Origin of the sequence: Arthrobacter sp. MSA 4-2 (assembly GCF_016405885.1) — a bacterium.
Lineage (GTDB): Bacteria > Actinomycetota > Actinomycetes > Actinomycetales > Micrococcaceae > Arthrobacter_D.
Map to the genome: position 1 here is coordinate 18828 of NZ_JAEKGC010000010.1, position 23068 is coordinate 41895.

Below are 23068 nucleotides of genomic sequence, written 5' to 3' on the forward strand. Positions count from 1 at the left end.
GAAGTCATCAGGCGCCGGCGGCGTCCCGTCCGACCTGATCGATCCAGGCGTCGAGGTCCGCCGGACGGCGGAACGAGATCACGGGAGGCATGGCCGGGTCGGCCTTGATCCTTTCGAGCGCCTCCCGTTTCCGGGGGAACGCCGTGAAGTGCCACAGGAGAATCGAATCCCGGGTGAACACCCGGCGGAAGGACTCGGTGTTCCCGTTGCACACCTCCTCCCGGGTCACACACCGGCGGATTGTCCGCCGGATCAGGCGCCACAGGGAGAGCCACCGCGGGTAGTCGAGCGCCACCACGAGGTCCGCCCGGGCGAGCAGAATGTCCCTCCAGCCCGAATAGGCGCTGTCGATGACCCAGCGCTCCTGCGCGGCAATACCGGCGGCGATGCGGCGCTGCTCCTCGGGAGGCCGGTTCTGCCAGCCCGGAAGCCACCCGATATCATCGTCGGCCGAGTATTCGGGGAGCCGGGCGGCCGCGGCATAGGCGCGGGCGGCCGAGGACTTTCCGCTGCCCGTGAGCCCGTGGAAGACGACGCGCTGAGCGGGAGCCATGGGCTCCAATGTAGCGTGCGATTCCACCACCGGTCGGCCCCGCGAGGGGGAAACCCGCCGGCACCGGCTCTTGTGCGTCACGGCCGCTTGCCGCCGGACCGGTTCCGATCCTCCGCCGTCGATGCAATGATCGGTTTATGGCCTTCCCCGTCCCGCTGCCCGGCGAGCTCCGTGACAAGAGTGTTTCCCTTCGGGCCCTGACCGATAACGATTGGCGGCTCGAATACGAGCTGAGCCGGGTGCCCGACGTGCCCGCGTGGACGTATTACCCGGCGGACATGGACGAGGACTACGCCCGGCGGCGGATCGCACGGACCCAGGAGCGTCACCGGGAGCGGCTCGCCGGCCGGTATGCGGTCCTTCTCGACGGTTTGCCCGTGGGAACTGCGGGGATGGCCGAGGTTGAGGGCGCCGAACCCGAGCTCTTCTATGTCCTGTCCCCCGCCGGCCGTGGCCGGGGCGCGGCCACCGGGTCGGTGCGCCTCCTTACCCAGTGGTTGTCCTCGCAGGGCTTCTCCGCCGTCGCGCTGGAGACCATGGCGGGCAACACCGCCAGCGAACGCGTCGCCGAACGAGCCGGCTTTCGGAACACGGGCTCCCATCCCGGTACGCACCGCGGCCAGGCGGTTCAGTTGAACCGCTGGCTGCGCACCTAGCGAAGCGTGCGATGTCCACCCTGGGTCGGATGCAGCAGGGGCCCCGCCGGGCCTAGAGTTGAACCTCATGGACCTCCACCTCCGGCTCGCGCGCTGGGTGCGCGCGCATCCCGGCACGGTCGACGCCTGCCTCGCACTGGGACTGCTCGTGCTCCTGATCCTGCAGCTCACCGCCCGTGGGGTGGCCGGAGATCCCCTGCTCATCCCTGTGACTTTCGCCCTGGTGGCACCGCTGGCCTGGCGCAGGTCCCGGCTGCTGCTCTCGGCCGGCATCGTCGCCGGGGTCTCGGTGCTGCAGCTGCTGGCGGGAATCGACCCGGTTCCGGCGCAGATCGTCATCCTGATCACCGTCTACACGCTGGCCGCCTACGCCCCGCGCTGGGCGAGCCTCGGCGGGCTGGGGTTCGCTCTGCTTGGCGCCGCGGCCGGCCTGGTGCGGTACGGGGAGATCCTCGGTCTCGGCGGGGGCGGGTCGCTGACCTTATTCGGTGTCGGCGGAGGCGGGTCGCTGTTCCTGATCTCGCTGATTCTCTTCGAGTCGCTCGTACTCCTGGCCTGGACGATGGGGGACCTTGCCCGGTCGCGGCGTCGGGCCTATCAGGCCCTTGAAGACCGCACCCGGCGCCTTGAGGTCGAGCGCCAGCAGGAACGCGACCTTGCCGCCGCCGACGAGCGCAGCCACATCGCCCGGGAGATGCACGACATCGTCGCGCACTCCCTCTCGGTGATCATCACCCAGGCCGACGGCGCACGGTACGCCAGTGCGCAGCAACCGGAACTTGCGGCGCAGACCTTGGGCACCATCGCGGACACCGGACGCGGCTCGCTGCGCGAGATGCGGCGCCTGCTCGGCGTCCTCCGCGGCGACGAAAGCGCGTCTACGCGTCCGCTGCCCACTCTCGAGGACATCGATTCCCTCGTCAGGTCGGTGCGGCGGGCGGACATCCGCGTGTCCTGCCGCCGCATCGACACGCCACGGCGGCCGCTTCCCCTCGGCGCCGAACTCACCGCCTACCGCGTGGTCCAGGAAGCGCTGACCAACGTGCTCAAGCACGCCGGACCCCAAACGACCGCCGAGGTCACGCTCAGCTATGGCCCCCGCGGGCTCAGCATCACCGTCGACGACGATGGCCGGGGTGCGGCGGCCGACCCCGCCACCGCAGGAGCCGGGCTGGGCATCACCGGAATGAGTGAGCGGGTGCGCCTCTACGACGGCACCGTGTCGGCCGCGCCGCGCAGCGGCGGAGGCTTCCGCGTTGAGGCCTTCCTCCCCTACACCGAGGCATAGGCCCGTGCGCAGCGACGGCGGATTCCCGACGACAGGAGCAGAACGTTAATGGACACCACCGCAGGAGAATTACCGCCCGGACAGGCGGCCGTCCCCATCAGGGTCGCGATCGTCGATGACCAGCACCTTGTGCGCAGCGGATTCGCCATGCTGATCAACTCACAGCCCGACCTGGAGTTGGTCGGCGAGGCTGCCAACGGGCAGGAGGCGGTCCGGACGCTCGCCGTCACCCGTGCCGACGTCGTCCTGATGGACGTGCGCATGCCCGGCATGGACGGCATCGAGGCGACCCGGCGCATTCTCGCGGAGGCCGGCACTGCCGGAGCCGGGCCCCGCATCGTGGTTCTGACGACGTTCGACCTCGACGAATATGCGCTTTCGGCAATACATGCGGGGGCGTCCGGATTTCTCCTCAAGGACGCGCCGCCCGAGGAGCTGCTGGAGGCGATCCGGACGGTGCACCGGGGCGACGCCGTCATCGCCCCATCGACGACGCGCCGCCTGCTCGACCATGTGGCACCGCTGCTGCGCCGGCCCTCTCCGACCCACGACGCCCATGCCGCCGCGGTCGCCCGGCTCACGCCCCGCGAACGCGAGGTGTTCGAACTGATCGCCCAGGGGTTGTCGAATCCGGAGATCGCCTCAACGCTGTTCCTTGCCGAGGCCACGGTCAAGACGCACGTGGGCCGTGTCCTCTCGAAGCTCGAAGCGCGGGACCGCGTGCAGGCCGTGGTGATGGCCTACGAGATGGGTATCGTCCGCCCCTAACCGGGGCCGCTTCCGCCGGGGCTTCCTGCGGTGGGAGCAGCGGTCCCGGTGTCATCCCCTGGTATGAAATCCGGTCCAAAAGCTCCACCCCTGCGCTGATTCGGCCGGTGCCCGCGGCACCTAACGTGGAATCATGACCATCGCAATGAATTCTCCCGTGCCCCCTGCGGGTTCAATCTCCCCCACCCCGACCGGCGCCGTCGCCGCCCGCGGCGTATCCAAAAGCTACGGGCGCGGTGAAACCGCCGTACACGCCCTCCGGGACGTCTCGCTCGACTTCGAACGGGAGCGCTTCACCGCGATCATGGGCCCGTCCGGGTCCGGCAAGTCCACCCTGATGCACTGCCTGGCCGGCCTTGACAGTATCGATGCCGGTCAGCTGTGGATCGGCGGGACCGAGATCACCGGCCTTCCCGACGCCGCCCTGACCCGCCTGCGCCGTGAGCGGGTGGGATTCGTGTTCCAGGCCTTCAACCTGGTGCCGACCCTGACCGCCGAGCAGAACATCACCCTGCCCGTCGCCCTCGCCGGCGGTTCCGTGGACAGGGATTGGCTGAAGCAGGTCTCCTCGACGCTGGGGCTGACCGACCGGCTCGCCCATCGGCCGCACGAGCTCTCCGGCGGCCAGCAGCAACGCGTCGCCGTCGCCCGGGCCCTCCTGACCCGCCCCGACGTCATCTTTGGTGACGAACCCACCGGCAACCTCGACACGGCCACCGGGGCGGAGGTGCTGTCCCTGCTGCGCCGCAGCTCACGGGAGATGGGCCAGAGCATCATCATGGTGACCCACGACCCGGTCGCGGCCTCGTACGCCGACCGGGTGGTCCTCATGAAGGACGGGGCCCTCGTCGGTGACCTGCGGCAGTCGACTCCCGAGGCGATCCTCGGCGCCCTCGCGAAGCTGGGGGCCTGACGTGCTGCAGGTAGCCCTGGCCCAGTTGCGCGTCCACGCCCGGCGCTTCATCGCCGTCGGCCTCGCCGTGATGCTCGGCGTGGCCTTTGTCTCCGCGGCCCTCACCGTCGGTGCCACCACCAAGGCGACCCTCGGCGCGAGCATCGGAGCCTCGTACGCGAAAGCGGACCTCGTGGTCTCCGGACCCGAGGGGCTGGGAGTTCCACCCGCGGCCGTAGGCACGTTCGAAGCCCTCCCCGAGGTGACGGCCGTGTACGGTCTCGAACGGGCCTATGCCCAGCTGACTACGGGATCCCGCACCTCGTCCGCCGCGCTCACCAGCACGGCGCCGGGGGAACTGGACACCGCCGAGGTGACCCAGGGCTCCGCGCCGTCGGGGCCGAATGAGGTGGCCCTTGACAGCGCCTCGGCCGCCCGTCTGGAGGTGGCCCCCGGTGACACCGTGGCGATCGACGCCGGAGGGCCTTCCACCGACCCGGCCGGAGCCCTGACGGTGACCGGCCTGACGGCCCCGAGCCCGGATCCGAACCTCGCCGACACCGTCCAGGTCCTCGCGCCGGCCTCCCTGGTGCGGGCAGCTACCGGCGGCGATACCATCGTGCGCCACATCCAGCTGGCCGTGGCGCCGGATGCGGATCCTGCCGCCGTCGCGGCGGCCGCCTCAGCTGCCCTCAACGACCTGCCCGCGGATCAGCGGGAAGGCGTGATTGTGCGCACTGCGGCCGAGCAGACCACGGCGGACGTCGCCTCCCTCTCGAATGGGGACGACATCCTCACGGCGATCCTGCTTGCCTTCGCCGCCGTCTCCGTCCTGGTCGCCGGCCTGGTCATCTCCAACACCTTCTCCGTGCTCGTAGCCCAGCGCACCCGGGAACTGGCCCTGCTGCGCACCATCGGCGCGGAACGCCGGCAGATCCGGAGGTCGGTGCTCATCGAGGCCGGCGTCGTCGGGCTGGTGGCCTCTGCGCTCGGGGTGCTCCTCGCCGTCGGGGTGCTCGCGGTTCTCGTGGGCCTGGCCCGGCGGACCGACGTCGGTTCGGTCGCTGTCCTCGCTGTTCCGCCGTCGGCCGTGGTGGCCGGCCTGGCGGTGGGTGTCCTGATGACCCTGATCGCCGCCGTCGTCCCGGCGCGGGCCGCCACCCGCGTCGCCCCCCTGGCCGCGCTGCGCCCCAGCGGGCCGGCGGACGCGAAGAGCAGGGGCGGCAAGGTGCGCCTCGCCGCCGGCCTTCTGGCAGTCGTTGCGGGCGGAGGCCTGCTGGCACTGGGCGCTTCGTCCGCCGGGCTGGTTCCGGCCGTCGCCGGCGGCGGGTTATCCTTCCTCGGCGTCGTCCTTCTCGCGCCGTTCTTCGTTCCCTTCAGCGTCGCCGCTGTCGGGCGGCTGGCCCGGCCCCTCGGAGTGGCCGGACAGCTCGCGTCCCTCAATGCCGTCCGGAATCCGGCACGGACCACCGCCTCGTCCTCGGCCCTCATCGTCGGCGTGACCCTGGTGACCATGATGATCGTCGGGGCGCAGACCGCCCGGACCTCGTTCGACGCCGAGCTGGCCGAAAACTTCGCCGTCGACGTCGAGGTCTCCGGCCTCGGCGCGTCCGGGGCGGCCGGCCGTACTCCGGGCGGCACGGCGGACGCCCAGACCCTCCTGGGGGTCGAAGGCGTGAAGTCAGCGGTGGAACTGACCCCGGTGGTGCTGACAAGTGACGCGGATGGCGGACGGCTCGTGTACGCCGCCGATCCGGAGGAACTGGCCGCCGTCCTGCGCTCCCAGGATACGGTCCTGACAGACGGGATTGTCCTGGCGCCGCAGACGCTGCAGCAGCCCGAAATCACCCTCAAGGGGGCGAACGGGCCCACGACGCTGCCGGTCACGGCGACGGACTCGACCTTCTTCGTGCCGCTGATCACCGAGGCCACCGCGGAGCGGCTGGGTGGAACCCCGCCGGACGCCCTGGACGCATTCATCGGGGGCACCGGGGAAAGCTCCGGCCAGGCTGCAGCCAACGGAACCCTCGCCGACTACCTGGGCACGACGTTCTGGCTGCAGCTCGACGACGGGCTGGACGGGCCGGCCGTGTCGAAGGTCAAGTCGCAGCTCGCCGCCGTGACCGGGGTGCCCGAATACCAGGTCTCCGGATCGGCCATCGAGCGCGTCGCCTACAACGAGATCATCGATCTCCTGCTGCTGATCGTGACCGCGCTGCTCGCGGTGGCGGTGCTGATCGCCCTGATCGGCGTTGCCAACACGTTGTCTCTGTCGGTGCTTGAGAGGCGCCGGGAGAACTCCCTGCTCCGCGCGCTCGGCCTGACCAAGGCGCAGCTGCGCGGCATGCTGGCCGTCGAGGCGGTGCTGATCGCCGGCGTCGCCGCACTGCTCGGCACCGTCCTCGGGATTGGCTATGGAGTGCTCGGCGCACAGTCGGCGCTCCGCGAGCTTGCCACCGTTCAACTGTCCCTGCCGGTCGGGCAGATCGCGGCGGTACTCGCCGTGGCGGTCGCTGCCGGGCTCCTCGCCTCGGTGCTCCCGGCCCGCCGGGCCGCTCGGCTCTCCCCTGTGGCCGGTCTGGCGGCCGACTGAGGCCGGCCACCGGTTCAACGGTCGACGCCACGGCGCCCCGGCCCTGCTCCGCGGTCCTCGCCTTTGAGGACCGCGGAGCAGGGCCGGGGCGCCGTGGCGAAGCTTCAGGATTCGCTGCCGAGGATCTCCCGGACCAGCGGGATCACCTTGGTGCCGTACAGCTCGATGTTGTTCATCACCGCGGTGTGCGCCAGGCCCGTCATACCGAACTTGAGCTGGAAGCGGGACGCGTGGAGGACCCGAAGGTTGGCGGCGATCTTGCGGGCCACCGTCTCGGGGGAGCCGACATAGATAGCGCCGTGCGGGCCGATCTCGTGCTTGAACGATTCCGGGGTTGGAATGGCGAACCCGCGGGTCTTGCTCACGTGCTTCATCACCGCGAGGTACCGGGGCCAGAACTCCTCCTGGGCCTGCTCGTCAGTCGCGGCCACGTGGCCCATGGAATGCACGCCGATCGGCTGGGCCGGGCGCTCGAAGTGCTCAAGTGCCTCGAGGTAGAGGTTGGAGAACGGCTGGAAGCGGGCGGGCGACCCACCGATGATGGCAAGGATGAGGTTGTACCCGTGGCGGGCGGCCCGGACGACCGACTGCGGGCTTCCCCCGACGCCGATCCAGGTGGGGAACGGCTCAGCCTCGAGGTGCGGAACGACGTCCTGGTCCTTGAGCGCCGCGCGGGTTGTGCCGGTCCAGGTGACGGGGCTTCCCTTGAGCAGCTCGGCGAACAGTTCCGACTTCTCCTCGAAGAGCACTTCATAGTCGCTGAGGTCGTAGCCGAAGAGCGGGAACGAATCGATGCTCGAACCGCGGCCCAGGATCACCTCGGCCCGCCCCGAGGACAGCGCATTCAGCGTGGAGTACCGCTGGAAGACGCGGACGGGATCATCGGAGCTCAGCACGGTGACGGCGGAGCCGAGATGGATGTCCCTGGTCCGCGCTGCAATGGCACTGAGGACCAGGTCGCCGGCGGAAAGCGGGTAGTCGTAGGTGTGATGCTCGCCGATGCCGAAGAAGTCAATCCCCACGGAGTCCGCAAGGACGCCCTGCTCGACGATGTTGCGGACCGTCTGGGCGTGCGAATTGAGGGTCCCGTTCTCGTCGGAATGGACATCACCGAAGGTGTCGAGTCCAAAGGTCAGGGGAAAGCCCGTCCGCAGGCTTGGTGAGTCGTTCACGGTTGTTCCTTTTATCTGGGTGGAGGGTGCGGGTAGTCCCGCGGAGTCCCTAGCGGTGCTACCGCGGACAGCGGTGCGGCCTACGCCGCGGTTTTCTCGGTAAGGGCCTGCGCGAACTGCTCCTTATTGAGCGAAGCGCCGAAGACCGGCCCGCCGGGTTCGAGGATCCGACCGTCGTGGAGGCTGTCCAGCAGGACGGCGTCATAGCCGATGTTCTCCACCAAATCGGCGACCAGCTCCACCGCCTCCCGGTCGTCCCCTGCCACTCCGAGCGCCAGTCGATCCGCGGCGCCGGCCGGCCGGCGGTCCGCCTCGATCTCGTGGTACCCGGCGTGGTTGAAGGACTTGACCACCCGGGACCCGCTGAGGTGCCGCTGGACGATTTCGCTGCTGCCGTAGCGAGGGTCCTCGAACAGCTGCTGCGTGCCGTCGATAGGCGCCCAGTAGTTCATGAGGTCCACGACCACTTTGCCCGCCACCAGGGACGGGTCGAAGGTACTGAACTTGTGCAGCGGGATCGCCAGGATGACGATGTCGGCCTCGGCCGCCACCTGCGCGGGCCAGTCGGCCTTCGCTCCCGGAACGAGGATCTGGGTGATGAGGGCGATCTTCGCCGGGTCACCGGACCCGGCGATGGAGACCGGATAGCCGGCCTTGATGGCAACCCGGCCGATGGCCGGGCCGACATGGCCTGCTCCGAGGATTCCGATCCGCGGCAGGGTGGTTGTTGAAGTAGGGCTGGTCATCGTGGGTCCTCCTTGGAGGAATCGGACTGGAAGTGTCGCTGGAGTGAGTCGAGGATGTCGGCGAGGTTCTCAAGCTGTGCCGGGGTGAGCGCGTCGGCGAAGTGCTCCTTCACCGCCTGCAGCTGCGGCACGGAGGCCCGCCGGAATGCGTCGGCTCCGGCGTCGGTAAGCCGGACGAAGGCGCCCCGATTGTCCGTCAGGCATTCCTCGCGGCGCACCAGTTCCCGCTTCTCCATCCGGCCAATGTGGTGGGAGAGCCGGCTGCGTTCCCAATTGATCGCCCCCGCAAGCTCCGAGGACCGCACCTGGCGGCCGTCGGCCTCGACCAGCGCCAGAAGAACTTCGTAGTCCTGGCCTGAGAGGTTTGAGGCGCTCAGGACGGTGGCCATGCGGCGCCGGAGTTCGGCCGTCGTATCGAGGAGCCTGCGCCAGATGGCGAGCTCGGTGCCCGTGGGGCTTCGACGGGCTGGATGGTGGCTCCGGTTTTCCTTCGCGGCGCTGTAAGCAGCCATGACGTTCCCTCCAGGTTTGGTTGACATATCCACAATACGCTGAGATAGTTGATGTGTCAACTTCGCCCCGGGAGGCCGGCGCATTATTGACACGTCCACTAATTCCGCCCTATCGTCGTTGTAGTTGATACATCAACTACCGGCACAAAGCGTTGGAGATGAAATGGCTAACATCCTCGAGCAGTATCCGATCGTGATCGGCGTCGACAGTTTTGGCGACGTGACCAGGGACAGGAACGGAGAGCTGCTCAGCCAGCCCCGCAGCATCCACGCGCTGGTGCGGGAAGGTGTTGTCGCCGAGGAATCAGGCCTCGATTTCTTCGGCCTTGGCGAGCACCACGTCGAGGAGATGCCGCTCTCCGCGCCCGATATCGTCCTGGCGGCCGTCGCCGGCCAGACCTCCCGCATCCGGCTCGGTTCAGCCGTCACGGTCCTGAGCTCGGATGATCCGGTCCGCGTCTTCCAGCGGTATGCGACCCTCGATGCCATCTCCCAGGGTCGGGCCGAGGTGATTCTCGGCCGCGGCTCCAGCAAGGAATCCTTCCCCCTGTTCGGCTTCGACCTCGAGGACTATGACCGCCTGTTCGAGGAGAAGCTTGAGCTGTTCTCCCGGCTCCGGTCCGAGAAGCCGGTCACCTGGTCCGGCACCACCCGCCCTGCCCTGGACAGCCTCGAGGTCTTCCCGCGGACCACGGCCGGCGCCCTGCCCACCTGGATCGGAGTCGGCGGTAACCCGGCGTCGGTGGTGCGCGCGGCGCAGTACGGCTTCCCCCTGATGCTTGCCGTAATCGGCGGCAATCCGGCACGCTTTGCCAGGCTGAGCGAGCTGTACCGGCAGGCGACCGCCGAGGCGGGCTTCGGTGAGCTCCCGATCGGGCTGCACTCCACCGGCCATGTCGCGGCCACCGACGAGCAGGCCATCGAGGAGTACTGGCCGACGTACGAAACCTTCCAGCTGGAGGCGCGCTACGAGCGCGGCTTCCCGCCGATCACCCGGGAATTTTATGAGAAGGAGATCGCCGTCGGCTCGCTTTATGTGGGATCCCCCGACACGGTGGCGCGGCGGATTGTTCGGAGCATGAAGGCACTGGGAGTGAACCGGTTCGACCTCAAGTACGGGCTGGGGCCGATGCCGAACGACGTCCTGCTTGAGAACATCCGCCTCTTCGGCACCGAAGTGGCCCCACGGGTCCGGGACGCGCTGGGCCGTTCCTGAGACCCGGCGTGCCGACTCCCATTGGGGGCAGATGCGTCATGGGCGGAGCCGGCGGAGGTCAGGCATCAGCAGCCAGGATGATTTCGCCGGATCACATCGGACCGGGTCAGTCCGTTTCCGGGCCGGTGCAGAAAGCGCAGCCTGGAGCGCACTGCAGCGCATCCCGTGTGCCCTGCCCGCGCTGCGGGGCGGTTTCGCCCTGGCTGCGTATCGCAAGGGCCCGGGCCTCGGTGTGGCGGGTTGTGGGTTGGTGGCGGGTCATGGTGCTCCTCGTGTTGCTGGTACGGCGGACTAGGGCCCGTCGGTGAACTGCACGACACCGCCGACGACGGTGCCAAGGACTCTGCTGGCGGCGAGCGCTTCGGGCGGTGTCGCCAGGGGATCGCATTCGAACGCGGTGAAGTCCGCGCGCTTGCCCACGGTGATGGATCCGGCGACCTCGGCAAGCCCTGCGGCACGGGCGGCATGGGTTGTGTAGCCTTCGAGCGCCTGGAGGGGCGTGAGGGCCTGGGCCGCCCCAACCGCCGCATCGAGGGGGCGGTCGTGCCGGCGCCGCAGTTGGGCGTCGGCCAGGATCGGGAGGGGGTCGAACGGCGCGATGGGCCAATCGGAGCCGAGGACGAGGGTCGCCCCAACCTCCCGGAGGTCCCGGCAGCGCCACGCCTGGTCCGCGCGGCCGTCACCCAGCCGGGTCGACCAGTTGTCGCTGTGGTCGGCCCGCGTGTAGTGGGTGCAGTGGGTGGGCTGCATGCTCGCCGCCACCCCCGCGGCGGCGAAACGTCGGATCACCTCATCGGAGGCCGTTTCGATGTGCTCGATGCGGTGGATGACGGCAGGCGCCGAGGACGGAATCGACGCGATGGTGTCCAGCGCATGGGTGATTCCGGCGTCACCGATCGCATGGGTCGCCGTCCGGATGCCGCGGGACGCGAAATAGTGAACGGCTTTGGTGTAGTCGGCTGGATCCGGCCAGAACGGCGCGGCTGATTCTCCGTTGACGTCGGGATAGGAGAGCCATGCAGTGCCGTTGTCGATGGTGCCGTCGATGAAGAACTTGACCGCGTTGACGGACCACCGCCGGCCGCTGAGCTGCATGAGATCGGCGATCGCACCGAGATCGGCTTCTGTGCTTCCCGGCATGCACCACGGGGCGCAGTAGAGACGGACCGGCAGTTCATCGTCCAGTTCGAGCGCCTCCAGAAGCTCAAGCGAGTCCTTATTCAGGTCCATGACATGCCCGGCCGTCAGCCCGGCCCGGGACAGGGCCCAAAGGAACTCCTTGAGCCGCGTCCTGCGCGTCTCGAAGTCGTCTTCGGGCATGGCCGAGGTGACAGCGCTGATCGCGTCCCACTCCAGAAGGAGACCGGTAGGGTTCCCTGCGTCATCACACACGATGCCCGGGGCCGTGTCGGCCGTCCGCGGGCCGTCGATTCCCGCTGCGGCCAGCGCCCTGCTGCTGGCCAGGGCCGAGTGGGCGTCGAAGATCCTCACCAGGCAGGGGCGGCCGCCAAGGACGTCGTCGATCACCTTCCGGTGCAGCGGCACCGATCCGAAAACCGTGGGGTCCAACCCCCAGGCGAACACCCACTCCCCCGGCCCTTGGGCGGCTGCCTCACGGTGCAGCGCTTCCCGCAGCTGCTGGATCGTCTGCACGCTGGACAGGTCACAGCCCCGGACGGTGTCCAGCGCCATCACGGGATGGAGGTGTCCGTCCACGAGACCCGGGGTGAGGGTTCCGGCACCGAAATCGACGACGTCAGTGTCGGCGGCCCTCCATCCGTCCGCGTCCTCCCGGCTGCCGACCGCCGTGATGATTCCGTCCCGGACGGCCACCGCCTCGACCGGCCGCATGCCGCCGTCCAGCGTGTGGACCGTCCGGGCCAGGACGATCAGGTCGGCCTTCATGGGATCCACTCCTTCATCGTGGACGGAGCGCTCAGGCACTGGTCGTGGCCGGGCTGACTGTTTTCTCGTCGAGGTCGACCTGAGGTGGCGGGCGCCGGAAACCGCGTGTCAGGACGACGAGATAGGCGACCCCGGCCACCAGCCAGATCGAACCCACGGCGAAGGCCGATGCCGAAAGGCTGAACCACAGCCACACCGTCAGGAGGAATCCGACGGCAGGGACCAGCCCGTACTTGAGCAGGTCGCGTCCGCTCCTCCGGCCGTGGTCGATGAGGAAGTGCTTGATGGCTCCAAGGTTCACCAGCGAGAAGGCAAACAGGGCGCCGAAGCTGATGACCGATGCCACCGTTCCAAGATCAAGGACAAGTGCGAGCAGGGAGACGGCCGACACGACGAGGATCGCCCCGACCGGAGAGCGGAAGCGCTCGCTGACCCGGCCGAAGACGGACCGGGGAATCACCCCGTCGCGCCCCATCGCGAACATGATGCGTGAAACGCTTGCTTGCGACGCCATGGCGGATCCGACGCATCCGGCGATGTAGGCGGCGAGGAAGAAGGCGGCCATGACATTGCCGCCAAGGCTGTTCATAATTTCAACGGCGGCCGCATCGGGGTCGGTGAACTCCTGCCAGTCCGGGAAGGCAAGGTGGGCCACCCAGGAGACCAGAATGAACATCGCTCCGCCGATCAGCGTGGTCAGCAGGACGGCGCGCGGCACCGTGCGCCGCGGGTCCTTCGCTTCCTCGGACATTGTGGAAACCGCATCGAAGCCAAGGAAGGAAAGGCAGAGGATCGCCGAACCGCTCAGGATCAGGCCGAGCCGCAGGTCAGGGGAGAAGAACGGCGTGAGAAGCGACTGGCCCGTGGAGATGCTGCCGGCTGTCAGCACGATGAACACCGCAACGAAGACGATCTGCATGCCGACGAGGACCAGGTTCGCATTCCGCACGACCGAGATTCCAACGATATTAAGGACGGTGACCAAGGCGATTGCTGCCACGGTGAACACCCACATCGGTATTGAGGGGAACTGGGCGTTCAGGTACAGGCCGATCAGGAGGTAGTTGATGAGCGGGAGGAGGAGATAGTCGAGCATCAGCGTCCACCCGGTCACAAAACCCACATGACCCCCGAAAATGCGCTGGGTGAAGCTGTAGGCCGATCCGGCTGAAGGTATGACCCGGACGAGGAAGGAATAACTGAGTGCCGTGAACATCATTGCTGCGAGGGTGACGACGTACGCCGCCGGCAGGTGGCCCTCGGTGAGGGTCGTGACAAGACCGTAGGTCGTGAAGACCGTGAGCGGGACCATATAGGCCAGCCCGAAAATAACCAGCGCGGGGGTTCCCATCACCCGGCGCAGGGCCTGCTCCCGTTCCGGCGCCGCTGCGGCGCTGGATCCACGGGTATTCATTCCTTCCACAAGAACTCCTCGATCTACCTGTCAGTTGTGCGTTCGATGGGATGTCGACGGCTATCCACCGGGGCTGATGGGCAGGGGGCGCCGCCGTGCGCTGTCTAGTGGATGGTTGCAGCGCTTTGGGCGGCAAGGGCCGCGATGATCTGGGTGGCGGTGAGCTGGCCCATGCGGATCGCTCCGTCGACGTGCTGGTACCCCTCCGCCGCAAGGTCCGAGCAGGACCAGTGGATGGGCCCGACCGGGGTGAGCTGGTGGCGCCCGTACCTGTGCAGGCCGCCGAGGTCATAGCTGGAGGCATAGGCACCGCGGGTCCATTCCTCCGACGCCCAGTCCGATTCGTAGTACACCTCGGGATGAAGCGCCTGGGGCCCGAGGAAGCCTGCGATCGATTCGAGGATCCGCTGCCGGCGTTCGGTGGGCTCGAGTTCGAACATGGCGTCGGCTTTCTCGTCCGACACGAAGCCGACGAGTGTTCCGCGGCTGTCGCCGTGATTGGTGTTGTCGTAGACCTCCTGCACGATGGATCCTGCGCTGAATCCGGTGCCCGACAGGCCGTTGTCGCGCCAGAAGGGAGTCGTGTAGACAGCGTGCACCTTGATGACGAGCCCGAGGGACTGATGCTGGTGCATCTGGTGCTGCCGGCGTGGGAGGGCCGGCACGTAGGAAATCCGCGAATACAGGTTCGGCGGCACCGCTACCACGGCGTAGCGGGCCCGCACGGTGGCGTTGTCCGCCTCGGCGGTCACCTCGGTTCGTCCGTCCGGATACGCCGACCAGCGCAGGGTGCGCACGGGATTGTTGAGGAGGACGGCCTCTCCGAGCTCGGCGGCCATCCGTTCGGAGACCGACTGCATGCCGCCCACCACCCGCTTGTCGAGGATGAAGTCCTCGTCAACGAGGTGGGAGAAGGATCCGGCGGATGCCGCCATGAGGACCGCCTGAAGCGCGGAGAAGGCGTGGGCGGGCTTGGTGAGCATGCCTCCGGCAATGAACAGGCCGATGTTGTTGCAGGCCTCCTCGTCGTCCGACTGTTGGCGCAGCCAGTGATGGAACGAGATGGTGTCGAGCTCACGGGCCTGCGGGTGCTCCCAGGGTGCTTTGACGTTCATCTGGCCGACGAGCGCGTCAAGGACGTCGATGAGACGCGCCATTTCGGCCTGCGTGCCGGCGGAAACCGGAAACATCTCGCCGGTATAGCGGACAGGCGTTCCGTCCGCCCCAATGTAGACCGATTCTCCCTCGCGGTAGCGGGAGTAGGTCTCCATATCAAGTTCCCCGAGCAGCCCCAGCAGTGCCGTCTGGTCGGGTGACACCCACTGGCCCCCAACTTCGAGCGTTGCGCCCTCGATGACATCCGTGTGGGTCCGCCCACCGACCCGGTCGCGGGCTTCCAGGACCGTCACGGTATGGCCGGCCCGGCGCAGCTGGCGCGCCGCTGTAAGCCCAGAGGGTCCGGCGCCGATAACGACGACGTCGCTTGTGATGGTCCGCATGGGATTCTCCAGAGTTGAAATGACTTGGATCACAAAATGAATGGCATTCATTTATGAAAAACTGTAGAGGACTGCGGAGAGTTTGGGAAGCAGATGTTCCCCGGATGACGGACTCCAGGATGGGTCGAGGGTACTGCTCCGCCCGGTGACTCACGGTGGCCGGCATTGCACTGAGCCGTTCCTGCCTACCGGCCGTCTCCGCATCACCTAGGCTTGATGGAACAACGGAGCACGGGCACGACACCCAGGGGAAGATCATGAAAATCGGCGTGAAACAATACGTTTCCGGCGCGGCACTGCTGCTTACGAGCACCCTCTTCGTCCCGCAGGGCGTCTCCGAATTTGCCACCTCCGCCGCCACAGGCGACCCGGTTGCCCCCACGGCAGGGCTGAACCTTGCGGTCGGCATGGCGATGGTCCTTGCCGCGGCGGCCCTGCTGGCCTGGGGTTACTGGCTCACCCACCGGCGTGGGGCCCCGCCGAGGGGTCCCGTGGAGGACCCCGATGAGCCACTCTTTCGTCCCGGCTACGGCCGCCGGGAGGAAACCCCCGACTGGCGTGAGCATCCGCTGCGGCCGCGCGAGGGCGACGGCGGAGCCGGCCCGACCGGACGTTAACCGGCCGCGGAAGCTCCCGACGACTCCAGCCGGACCAGTTCGGCCTGTAGATTCTCCCGGGCCCTCCCGTTCCAGAGTGCCGCGCCCTTGTCGGTGGAGAAGAGCGTATCGAGTGCCAGCAGCTGGCGGAGGATATCGGCCCGCCCGGCGGTGAACGCGTCGTCGGGGACGTGGGCGTACTCCCTGCGCACCGCCGCGGCGTAGGCGTCGTAGTCCCTGCCGCTGCCGCCGAGCACCGCAAGGTCAGCGTCGCAGATCAGGGCCCCCGCCCGGTCGTCGGCGGCCGGTGCATGGGTGCGGGTCAGCAGCACCAGCCGCTCCACCTCGGAGACTTCGGCGGCAGGCAGCACTCCGCGCAGCAGGTCCGCGGCGAGCGCGGCCGAGGCCTCCTCGTCCTGTCCGGCCTGCCCGGCGTACACGGCGTCGTGGAACCACGCCGCCAGCAGCACCGGCCGGCGCAGCCCGGCGTCGTCGGGCTCAAACAGGGTGTCCAGCGCCTCGAGCACCGCGAGCAGGTGGCGGAGGTCGTGGTAGGCGCGGTGCGGCTCATTCCACCGCTCCACCAGGCCCGCCCCCAAGTCCGCGGTTCCGGGCAGGAGGGCCTCCCACCGGCTGGCCAGCACCGACCGCAGGCGTTTGGCGCGGCGGCGGGCCGGTATCCGGAGTCCGCTGGCGACGAGGATCCGCGTCAGGTCCCCTCCGCTCACTTCCACCGCGCCCCGGCGCACGAGATCGGCGTAGCGGCGGGCCGGAACATCGTAGTGGTCCTCGTCGAAGGCCCGCTCCGGCACTCCGGCGTCCGCCGCGAAGGCGTGAAGTTCTGCCAGCGAGTCATTGGAGATGAGGTGGGAGAACTCGGTGCCGTGGGCCGGCCACCGGGGCGGGTCGATAAAGATGGCCATGAGGGAAGTCTAGTGAGCGGTTCCGGCCCGGGATGCCGCCGCCGCAACGGGCGGGTACCGCGACGGGCCCGACGACCCTATACAGATCCGGTGGCGTGTGCCATTCTTCCAATGTTCCTGCGACATCCCGCTCACGCAGCCATTTGGGGGCAGCCATGAACGACCAGGCGACCACGGTGCTGGCCATCGGCACCAAGAAGGGACTCTGGCTGGCCACCAGCCGGAACCGCCGGTCCTGGACCCTGTCCGATCCGCTGTTCCTCATGCAGGAGGTCCCCGGCGTCGGCATCGACACGCGGGGCGGGCGCACCCGCATCCTGGTGGGCACCCGGTCCGAGCACTGGGGGCCGTCGGTCGTCCACTCGGACGACCTGGGCGCCACCTGGACCGAGCCGGAACGCGGAAGCATCGGTTTCGATCCGGACGACGGTGCCGCGCTCGAGCGGATCTGGCAGATCCAGCCGGACTCCCAGAGCCGGCCGGGTGTGGTGTGGGCCGGGTGCGAGCCGATCTCCGTCTGGAAATCCACCGACGGCGGGGAGCACTTCGAACTCAACCGCGGCCTCTGGGACCACCCGCACCGCAGTGAGTGGGGCGCGGGGTACGGCGGGGCCGCGGCACACACCGTCCTCCCCAGCCCTGCCGATGATTCGATCCACGTCGCCATGAGCACCGGCGGGGTCTACCGCTCGCTGGACGGCGGAACCTCGTGGGAGCCGCGCAACCGCGGCATCTCCGCCTACTTCCTGCCCGATCCGCAGCCGGAGTTCGGGCAGTGCGTGCACAAGATCGCCCGCGATGCCGGAAACCCGCGGCACCTGTATGCGCAGAACCATCACGGCGTCTACGCCACACCGGACGCCGGCGACACGTGGACCTCCATCGCCGAGGGGCTGCCGTCGGACTTCGGCTTCGTCATGCTCGCCCATCCGCGCCGGCCAGGCACGGCGTGGGTGATTCCACTGAAGGCCGACGGCGAGCGGATCCCGCCGGACGGCGAACTCGCGGTGCACCGCACCGACGACGGCGGCGGTTCCTGGTCCCGGCTGCACCGCGGCCTGCCCACCCGGGAGTACAACGCCGTGCTGCGCGATGCGGCCGCCGTCGACGCCGCCGACCCCGTCGGGGTGTACTTTGGCACCCGCGGTGGCAGCGTGTATGCGAGCGCCGATGAGGGTGAATCCTTCGTTGAGGTCGCCTCCCACCTTCCCGACGTCCTCACGGTGCGCGCCGCCGTCGTCCCGGGTTGAGCGTTCCGCCGTGGAATCCGTCAGCGTCCTGATTCCGACCCTCCTGCGCCCGCTGGTTGAGGGGCGCAGCGAGGTGGTGCTGCCGGCGGACGCGCCGATGACCGTCGGAGGCCTCCTCGACCGGTTGTCCGAAGGGAGGCCGCTGCTGGAGCGGCGGATCCGCGATGAGACCGGCGCGCTGCGGCGTTACGTGAATATCTATGTCGGAGGCGAGGATGTGCGCCGGCTGGAGCTCCTCGAAACGCCGGTGGAGCCCGGCGACACCGTGATGGTCATCCAGTCGGTGGCAGGGGGCTGACCCTGGGACCGGCCCCGACTTATCGAGAGAGTGCAGAACCAACCAGCCGGAGGGCCTTCGGGCAGTAGATACTGCGTCCTCGATGGGAGGGCCTCACCCGGCCGGGAAGGGCGAGTGCCCGGGGGACGCCTCGAACCGGACCTCAGCTCCGGGCGGCAGCTGCGCCGCCCGGTCGAGGTCTTCGGAGATCACCACGCCGATCACCGGGTATCCCCCGGTCACGGGATGGTCGGCGAGGAACAGCACCGGAAGGCCCGACGGCGGCACCTGGAGGGCTCCCCGCACGACGCCCTCACTGGGCAGCTCACCGGATCTCACCCGCCGCAGCGCCGGGCCCTCGAGGCGGAGGCCGACCCGGTTCGACTGCGGTGTCACGGTCCATCGTGCCGCGCACAGGCGGGCGGGTTCCCCGTCGGCGAACCAGTCGGCCCGGGGCCCGGGCACGATCCGCAGCACCGCCGGCCGGGACTCAGTCGATGGCAGCTCCGGGTTTCCCACCGCGCTGCCGGGGGCGGTGCCCGCGCGGAGGAACCCGCCGCGGGCCAGGGGCTCGGGGCCGAGGCAGGAGAGGACATCGGTCGACCGGCTCCCCAGGACCAGGGCCGCCTCCCAGCCACCCCGGACCGCGGTATAGGTGCGCAGCCCCTCGGCGGGCGCCCCGACCGCAAGCGTCTCCCCGGCCCGCAGCAGGAAGGGAGCGCAGGTGTCGACGCTCCGCCGGGTCCCCCCGGGCGAGGCCACCGCCAGGGGTGCCGGCGCTCCGGTCACCGCCAGCACCAGTTCCGACCTGGCCTCAAGGACCAGCCCGCCGAAGAGCGATTCGACGACGGCGGCGCCGTGCGGGTTGCCGACCAGCCGGTTCGCCTGGCGGCAGGAGCCCCGGTCGAGCGCCCCGGAACCCGCCACGCCGAGGGCCGCGTATCCGGGACGCCCAAGGTCTTCGAGCACACTGGACAGCCCCGTCTCCACGACGATCGCCCCGGGGCCGGGAGCGGGGATGGAAATCTCCCGGGGCGCACCGCGGCCCCGCCGGGCGGGCAGGGCCGGAGAACCGGGCGCGGACGCCGCGCCGTGCCGCGCCGACGTGCTGACCGACTCCCGGACGGCGGTGAAACGCACCCGGTTGCCGGGACGGATGAGCGCCGGCACGTCCCGGCCAAGGTCCCACAGCAGGGCGTCCGTACGCCCGATCAGCTGCCAGCCGCCGGGGGATTCACGCGGATAGATGGCCGAGTAGCCTCCCGCCAGGGCCACCGAGCCGGCGGGAACCGACGTCCTCGGCGACGCCCGGCGCGGCACCTCGAGCCGCCGGTCGCCGCCGGTCAGGTAAGCGAATCCCGGCGCGAAGCCCGCGAAGGCGGCGGTCCAGTCCTGCGAGGTGTGGGCCTGGACTACGCCCGGTTCACTGAGCCCGGCGTGCCGGGCCACCTCCGCGAGGTCCGCGCCGTCGTACACCACCTCGATGTCGATGCGGGCCTCCTCGGCCCGGGGCTGGACCGAGAAGTCCAGGGAGCGGATCCGCCGGGCAATCCCGGCGGCCTGCCGCGGAGACCCGGCGGTGACCAGGACGGTCTGCGCGGCCGCCACGACATCGATCTGGCCCTCGGACGGCTCCGCGTCCAGTTGCGCCTGCAGGCTGAGCACCTCCGGCAGGCCGGGCAGCTCGACGAGGACAGCGCGGTCACCCACGGCCCGGATGGGAACACCCGGGTCCATGTCAGGCGAATCCAGCGACGGGCACTCCCGCGCCGGTGAGGGCATCGCGCACGGCCGCGGCCATCCGCACAGCCCCCGGGGTGTCGCCGTGGACGCAGATGCTTTCGGCGGCGATGTCCACCGAGGATCCGTCCACCGCACGGATCCTGCCTTCGGTGGCGATCCGCAGGACGTGCTCGACGACCTCACCGGTTTCGTGCAGCACGGCGCCCTCCTCACGCCGGTCGACGAGCGTTCCTTCAGGGGTATAGGCACGGTCGGCGAAGGCCTCAATGACGGTCCGGAGGCCCGACGCGCGGGCGGCGCGTTCGATCTCCGAGTGCGGAAGGACCAGCAGCGGCAGGGTTTCATCCACCCCGCGCACCGCATCCACGACCGCCCGCGCGTGGCCTTGGTGGTGGACGATGGTGTTGTAGAGCGCGCCGTGGGGTTTGACGTACGAAACCCTGGTGCCAGCGGCGCGGGCCAGAGCTTGGAGCGCGCCGATCTGGTAAATGAGGTCGTCCGTCAGCTCCGTGGGCGCGACGTCAAGGAACCGGCGCCCGAAGCCGGCTAGGTCGCGGTAGCCGGGGTGCGCGCCGACCGTCACGCCCGCGGCCGCGGCGGCCGCACAGGTTGACCGGATGCCGGTGGGGTCACCGGCGTGGAAGCCGCAGGCCACGTTGACGCTGGAGACCGACCGGATCACCGCGGCATCGTCGCCGAAGGTCCAGTTGCCGAAGGATTCCCCGACGTCGCTGTTGAGATCCATTCGATCACCGCCACCCTTCGCGCCCGGGACCGGATTCGGCCACGGGTCGAGCATAAGCGCGGATGCGGCACCGGCGCAGCTATGGCGCGGGCGGCTCCGTCTTGAACCCGATCAGCTTGTGGGACCCGTCGCAGTAGGGCTTGAGGACCGAGGCCCCGCACCGGCACAGCGCCACGGTGCGTCGGGTCCGCGGCAGCGCCTCGCCGTCGGGGGTGACCACCTCGAATTCACCGCGGACCAGCAGTGGACCGTCGGGGCAGGCGACGATCGAGGCAGCCGGAGTTCCGCTGCGGGCGTCCCCGGCGCGCGGGGCCGGATCGGCGGGGCTCATGCGGCGAACGACCGGTCCGGCTGGAGCGAGGAGCGGCCCTCGGCCCAGGCGTCCATTATGTGCCGGGTCATCCAGGAATCCACGAGCAGGGCCGCCGCCGCCCCGAAGAGGACATCTCCCAGCAGCCGGGGATCGGCCTCGACCAGGCCGCCGGCAAGGTCCCGTCCGGCGATCTGCTCGTGGACGGCGTCGGCCTCGACGTGCTCCTCGAAGTATCCCGTGGCGTCCTCCCCATAACCATGGCGCGCGAAGCCGCGGGCGTACAGGCGGTTTGGCTGGGAGGAGGTCATCTCATACGCGGTCAGGTGTCCCACGATGGCACCGCGCAGGCGCCGGTTCAGCCCGAACAGCGACATCATGTTCGTCGAAGCGAGCGTGATGGCAGGAGCCGCATCGATGTAGGCCCCGTAGGTGTCATCGAGGCCGACGGCGCGCATGGTCCGCGCGAAGAGCGCCGAATGCATCCGGTCGGGGTGTCCTCCGCCGTACTCGTCCGCCTGGATCTCAACGAGCGCGGCCTTCGCACGCCCGGTCAGTCGGGGAATGGCCCAGGTGTGGGGGTCCGCTTCCTTGAGCTGGTAGATCGACTTCTGGATCAGGAATTCCCGCAGCTGCTCCGCGTTTGCCTCCTTGGCCACGAAGCGCGACATGCTCGGGCCGGTGTCTTCTCCGGTCATCCGGAACAGTTCACCAGCCACGGCCTCGCTGGTGGGCTCCGGAGCCGCGTCAACCACCACGGCGCCACGCAGCCGCTCCTCGAAGGCGGCCTCGATGAGCTGGCGGACCCGGATCAGGCCCGGGTCCCACTCCCAGCCTTCAGCGGCACCGTCGAGGCCGGAGTAGTGAAGCTCGTAGAGGCAGAAGAGGGTCAGCTGGAGGTCATCGTCGACGACGACGTCGGCGGTGCGGGCGAGCGCGTTCCGCACCGCGTCCTCGAGGTCCTGGACCTGCGCCGCGGCGGGCGGCTCGCCGGTGGTGATCTCCAGGAGAAGTGCGCTGACATTTCCGCGCGCCGTGGGCTGCTTCATCGAACACTCTTTCTCTTTCGGGCCGGCTTTCTGATTCAGGCCGGAGAGCCGGGTCACAACTGAACGCTAAGCATACTTCGTTTTCCTTCGGCGGCTGCCGGTTCCGACCGGAACAGGGAACTGCCGGGGCACCCACCACATGGATGGATGCCCCGGCAGCGGGACCGCCGACCACCCCCAGCGGCGGCCGACGGCGGATAGGAAGTTACCGGCGGGTCGAGGTCCTGCTCGCATTGCGGCCAAGGAGCAGGGCAAGGGCGATCATGCCGACCCCCAGGACGAAGTGCAGCCAGTCATCGGCGGTGTTCAGCGGCACGAAGTTGGCCGCCGAGGTCTTATCGATGAACAGGCCGTACAGCCAGAGGATCAGATAGATCACTCCTCCCCACAGCAGATAGTTCTTCGCTCCCGACGCCGTCTTCGCCATGGCAAGGCCGGCGATTCCGTAGAGCAGGTGCACGATGTTGTGGAGGATCGAGACCTGGAACAGGCCGAGGAGCAGTGCCCCGGACTGGTGCCCGGCGAATGCCAGGGACGGGTAGTTGGTGGTGATGCCCGGGATGAAGCCGAGGATTCCGACCAGGACGAATACCGCCCCGACCGCCTGAGCCGCTTTTTGTACGGCGGTCTTCCCCGTGGCCACCCTATTGTTCGATGTCATTGCCTCTCCCTTTCTCTGGTTGATGTTGAGGTGTTGCTATTTCGGGCCCGGCTTGTTCCGCGGTGCCCCGCCGCATTCCCCAGCGGCCTGATTTCGCTGGGCCTGCGGAAAACGAGCGTCCCGGGGGGCGATGTGAGTCGGATGCGGGCCGGTCGCGGCGGGCGGATCCGTCGCCGTCGGCCGTCCGGTCCTGGAAACGGCACCGCATTCGGGCGCCTGGAGCTGCGGCGAGTTCCGCGGGGGTGTCTGCACCGGTCCTGCGCCGGAGCCCCGGCATGTAAGAGAACACGAGCAGCCTCC

22 protein-coding genes are annotated in these 23068 nt (G+C 69.0%); 9 read left to right on the forward strand and 13 right to left on the reverse strand.

The features are described 5' to 3' along the window. Nucleotides 1-7: 7 nt before the first annotated feature. Nucleotides 8-553, reverse strand: a complete 546-nt coding sequence (locus I6N91_RS12085) for an adenylate kinase (protein WP_198812848.1) — start codon at nucleotides 551-553, stop codon at nucleotides 8-10. A 137-nt stretch (nucleotides 554-690) separates the two neighbouring features. Between I6N91_RS12085 and I6N91_RS12090 the strand changes: the two genes are divergently transcribed. From I6N91_RS12090 to I6N91_RS12110, 5 genes are all read left to right on the forward strand, one after another. After that, complete coding sequence (locus I6N91_RS12090) at nucleotides 691-1209, forward strand: GNAT family N-acetyltransferase (protein ID WP_198812851.1); 519 nt, start codon at nucleotides 691-693, stop codon at nucleotides 1207-1209. Nucleotides 1210-1276: 67 nt separating this feature from the next. After that, entirely contained in the window at nucleotides 1277-2497 is a 1221-nt protein-coding gene (locus I6N91_RS12095) for a sensor histidine kinase (RefSeq protein ID WP_198812854.1), read from the forward strand. 48 nt (nucleotides 2498-2545) lie between these two features. Next, nucleotides 2546-3265 (forward strand): response regulator transcription factor, encoded by a 720-nt coding sequence (locus I6N91_RS12100; protein ID WP_198812855.1) that lies wholly within the window; start codon nucleotides 2546-2548, stop codon nucleotides 3263-3265. A gap of 133 nt (nucleotides 3266-3398) precedes the next feature. After that, on the forward strand, nucleotides 3399-4178 hold the full coding sequence (locus I6N91_RS12105) for an ABC transporter ATP-binding protein (protein WP_198812858.1): 780 nt from the start codon (nucleotides 3399-3401) through the stop codon (nucleotides 4176-4178). Nucleotide 4179: 1 nt separating this feature from the next. Further along, the gene (locus tag I6N91_RS12110) at nucleotides 4180-6750 is read left to right on the forward strand and encodes an ABC transporter permease (protein WP_198812861.1); all 2571 of its coding nucleotides are present in this window, start codon (nucleotides 4180-4182) and stop codon (nucleotides 6748-6750) included. A 104-nt stretch (nucleotides 6751-6854) separates the two neighbouring features. Here I6N91_RS12110 and I6N91_RS12115 read toward each other — a convergent pair whose 3' ends face one another. From I6N91_RS12115 to I6N91_RS12125, 3 genes are all read right to left on the reverse strand, one after another. After that, nucleotides 6855-7922: an LLM class flavin-dependent oxidoreductase gene (locus tag I6N91_RS12115; protein WP_307843343.1), complete on the reverse strand. Its 1068-nt coding sequence runs from the start codon at nucleotides 7920-7922 to the stop codon at nucleotides 6855-6857. Nucleotides 7923-8002: 80 nt separating this feature from the next. Next, complete coding sequence (locus I6N91_RS12120) at nucleotides 8003-8668, reverse strand: NADPH-dependent F420 reductase (RefSeq protein ID WP_198812864.1); 666 nt, start codon at nucleotides 8666-8668, stop codon at nucleotides 8003-8005. Next, nucleotides 8665-9180: a MarR family winged helix-turn-helix transcriptional regulator gene (locus tag I6N91_RS12125; RefSeq protein ID WP_198812867.1), complete on the reverse strand. Its 516-nt coding sequence runs from the start codon at nucleotides 9178-9180 to the stop codon at nucleotides 8665-8667. Before I6N91_RS12125 ends, I6N91_RS12120 begins: the two co-directional genes overlap by 4 nt. 163 nt (nucleotides 9181-9343) lie before the next feature. Between I6N91_RS12125 and I6N91_RS12130 the strand changes: the two genes are divergently transcribed. Then, nucleotides 9344-10396, forward strand: coding sequence for an LLM class flavin-dependent oxidoreductase (locus I6N91_RS12130; protein WP_198812870.1), 1053 nt, complete (start codon nucleotides 9344-9346; stop codon nucleotides 10394-10396). A 291-nt stretch (nucleotides 10397-10687) separates the two neighbouring features. On the opposite strand, the gene I6N91_RS12135 is transcribed toward I6N91_RS12130, so the two are convergent. From I6N91_RS12135 to I6N91_RS12145, 3 genes are all read right to left on the reverse strand, one after another. After that, nucleotides 10688-12301, reverse strand: a complete 1614-nt coding sequence (locus I6N91_RS12135) for an amidohydrolase (protein ID WP_198812873.1) — start codon at nucleotides 12299-12301, stop codon at nucleotides 10688-10690. 31 nt (nucleotides 12302-12332) lie between these two features. After that, on the reverse strand, nucleotides 12333-13715 hold the full coding sequence (locus I6N91_RS12140; RefSeq protein ID WP_198812875.1) for an APC family permease: 1383 nt from the start codon (nucleotides 13713-13715) through the stop codon (nucleotides 12333-12335). Between the two features lie 104 nt (nucleotides 13716-13819). Beyond that, nucleotides 13820-15214, reverse strand: coding sequence for an NAD(P)/FAD-dependent oxidoreductase (locus tag I6N91_RS12145; RefSeq protein ID WP_198812876.1), 1395 nt, complete (start codon nucleotides 15212-15214; stop codon nucleotides 13820-13822). Nucleotides 15215-15471: 257 nt separating this feature from the next. Between I6N91_RS12145 and I6N91_RS12150 the strand changes: the two genes are divergently transcribed. Beyond that, nucleotides 15472-15831, forward strand: coding sequence for a hypothetical protein (locus I6N91_RS12150; protein ID WP_198812877.1), 360 nt, complete (start codon nucleotides 15472-15474; stop codon nucleotides 15829-15831). Here I6N91_RS12150 and I6N91_RS12155 read toward each other — a convergent pair. Beyond that, entirely contained in the window at nucleotides 15828-16733 is a 906-nt protein-coding gene (locus I6N91_RS12155) for a DUF4031 domain-containing protein (RefSeq protein ID WP_198812878.1), read from the reverse strand. The genes I6N91_RS12150 and I6N91_RS12155 overlap by 4 nt on opposite strands. 155 nt (nucleotides 16734-16888) lie before the next feature. Between I6N91_RS12155 and I6N91_RS12160 the strand changes: the two genes are divergently transcribed. Continuing rightward, entirely contained in the window at nucleotides 16889-17983 is a 1095-nt protein-coding gene (locus I6N91_RS12160; RefSeq protein WP_198812879.1) for an exo-alpha-sialidase, read from the forward strand. 10 nt (nucleotides 17984-17993) lie between these two features. Continuing rightward, a complete protein-coding gene (locus I6N91_RS12165; protein WP_198812880.1) occupies nucleotides 17994-18281 on the forward strand; it encodes a MoaD/ThiS family protein in 288 nt (95 codons plus the stop codon). A 93-nt stretch (nucleotides 18282-18374) separates the two neighbouring features. Here I6N91_RS12165 and I6N91_RS12170 read toward each other — a convergent pair whose 3' ends face one another. The 5 genes from I6N91_RS12170 to I6N91_RS12190 all read right to left on the reverse strand — a co-directional run bounded on the left by I6N91_RS12170 (nucleotide 18375) and on the right by I6N91_RS12190 (nucleotide 22768). Next, complete coding sequence (locus I6N91_RS12170; RefSeq protein WP_307843344.1) at nucleotides 18375-19970, reverse strand: carboxyltransferase domain-containing protein; 1596 nt, start codon at nucleotides 19968-19970, stop codon at nucleotides 18375-18377. Nucleotides 19971-19998: 28 nt separating this feature from the next. Then, nucleotides 19999-20748, reverse strand: coding sequence for a LamB/YcsF family protein (locus I6N91_RS12175; protein ID WP_198812883.1), 750 nt, complete (start codon nucleotides 20746-20748; stop codon nucleotides 19999-20001). Nucleotides 20749-20827: 79 nt separating this feature from the next. Further along, nucleotides 20828-21079, reverse strand: a complete 252-nt coding sequence (locus I6N91_RS12180) for a CDGSH iron-sulfur domain-containing protein (protein WP_198812886.1) — start codon at nucleotides 21077-21079, stop codon at nucleotides 20828-20830. Beyond that, nucleotides 21076-22107: an iron-containing redox enzyme family protein gene (locus I6N91_RS12185; protein ID WP_198812891.1), complete on the reverse strand. Its 1032-nt coding sequence runs from the start codon at nucleotides 22105-22107 to the stop codon at nucleotides 21076-21078. The genes I6N91_RS12180 and I6N91_RS12185 overlap by 4 nt, the downstream gene beginning before the upstream one ends. Nucleotides 22108-22312: 205 nt before the next feature. Continuing rightward, a complete protein-coding gene (locus tag I6N91_RS12190; RefSeq protein ID WP_198812895.1) occupies nucleotides 22313-22768 on the reverse strand; it encodes a DUF4383 domain-containing protein in 456 nt (151 codons plus the stop codon). Nucleotides 22769-23068: the final 300 nt, after the last annotated feature.

Bases quoted from the DNA above. Each gene is read 5' to 3' on its own strand.
- I6N91_RS12085 (WP_198812848.1), bottom strand. From the start codon at position 553: ATGGCTCCCGCTCAGCGCGTCGTCTTCCACGGGCTCACGGGCAGCGGA.
- I6N91_RS12090 (WP_198812851.1), top strand. From the start codon at position 691: ATGGCCTTCCCCGTCCCGCTGCCCGGCGAGCTCCGTGACAAGAGTGTT.
- I6N91_RS12095 (WP_198812854.1), top strand. From the start codon at position 1,277: ATGGACCTCCACCTCCGGCTCGCGCGCTGGGTGCGCGCGCATCCCGGC.
- I6N91_RS12100 (WP_198812855.1), top strand. From the start codon at position 2,546: ATGGACACCACCGCAGGAGAATTACCGCCCGGACAGGCGGCCGTCCCC.
- I6N91_RS12105 (WP_198812858.1), top strand. From the start codon at position 3,399: ATGACCATCGCAATGAATTCTCCCGTGCCCCCTGCGGGTTCAATCTCC.
- I6N91_RS12120 (WP_198812864.1), bottom strand. From the start codon at position 8,668: ATGACCAGCCCTACTTCAACAACCACCCTGCCGCGGATCGGAATCCTC.
- I6N91_RS12125 (WP_198812867.1), bottom strand. From the start codon at position 9,180: ATGGCTGCTTACAGCGCCGCGAAGGAAAACCGGAGCCACCATCCAGCC.
- I6N91_RS12130 (WP_198812870.1), top strand. From the start codon at position 9,344: ATGGCTAACATCCTCGAGCAGTATCCGATCGTGATCGGCGTCGACAGT.
- I6N91_RS12135 (WP_198812873.1), bottom strand. From the start codon at position 12,301: ATGAAGGCCGACCTGATCGTCCTGGCCCGGACGGTCCACACGCTGGAC.
- I6N91_RS12140 (WP_198812875.1), bottom strand. From the start codon at position 13,715: ATGAATACCCGTGGATCCAGCGCCGCAGCGGCGCCGGAACGGGAGCAG.
- I6N91_RS12145 (WP_198812876.1), bottom strand. From the start codon at position 15,214: ATGCGGACCATCACAAGCGACGTCGTCGTTATCGGCGCCGGACCCTCT.
- I6N91_RS12150 (WP_198812877.1), top strand. From the start codon at position 15,472: ATGAAAATCGGCGTGAAACAATACGTTTCCGGCGCGGCACTGCTGCTT.
- I6N91_RS12155 (WP_198812878.1), bottom strand. From the start codon at position 16,733: ATGGCCATCTTTATCGACCCGCCCCGGTGGCCGGCCCACGGCACCGAG.
- I6N91_RS12160 (WP_198812879.1), top strand. From the start codon at position 16,889: ATGAACGACCAGGCGACCACGGTGCTGGCCATCGGCACCAAGAAGGGA.
- I6N91_RS12175 (WP_198812883.1), bottom strand. From the start codon at position 20,748: ATGGATCTCAACAGCGACGTCGGGGAATCCTTCGGCAACTGGACCTTC.
- I6N91_RS12180 (WP_198812886.1), bottom strand. From the start codon at position 21,079: ATGAGCCCCGCCGATCCGGCCCCGCGCGCCGGGGACGCCCGCAGCGGA.
- I6N91_RS12185 (WP_198812891.1), bottom strand. From the start codon at position 22,107: ATGAAGCAGCCCACGGCGCGCGGAAATGTCAGCGCACTTCTCCTGGAG.
- I6N91_RS12190 (WP_198812895.1), bottom strand. From the start codon at position 22,768: ATGACATCGAACAATAGGGTGGCCACGGGGAAGACCGCCGTACAAAAA.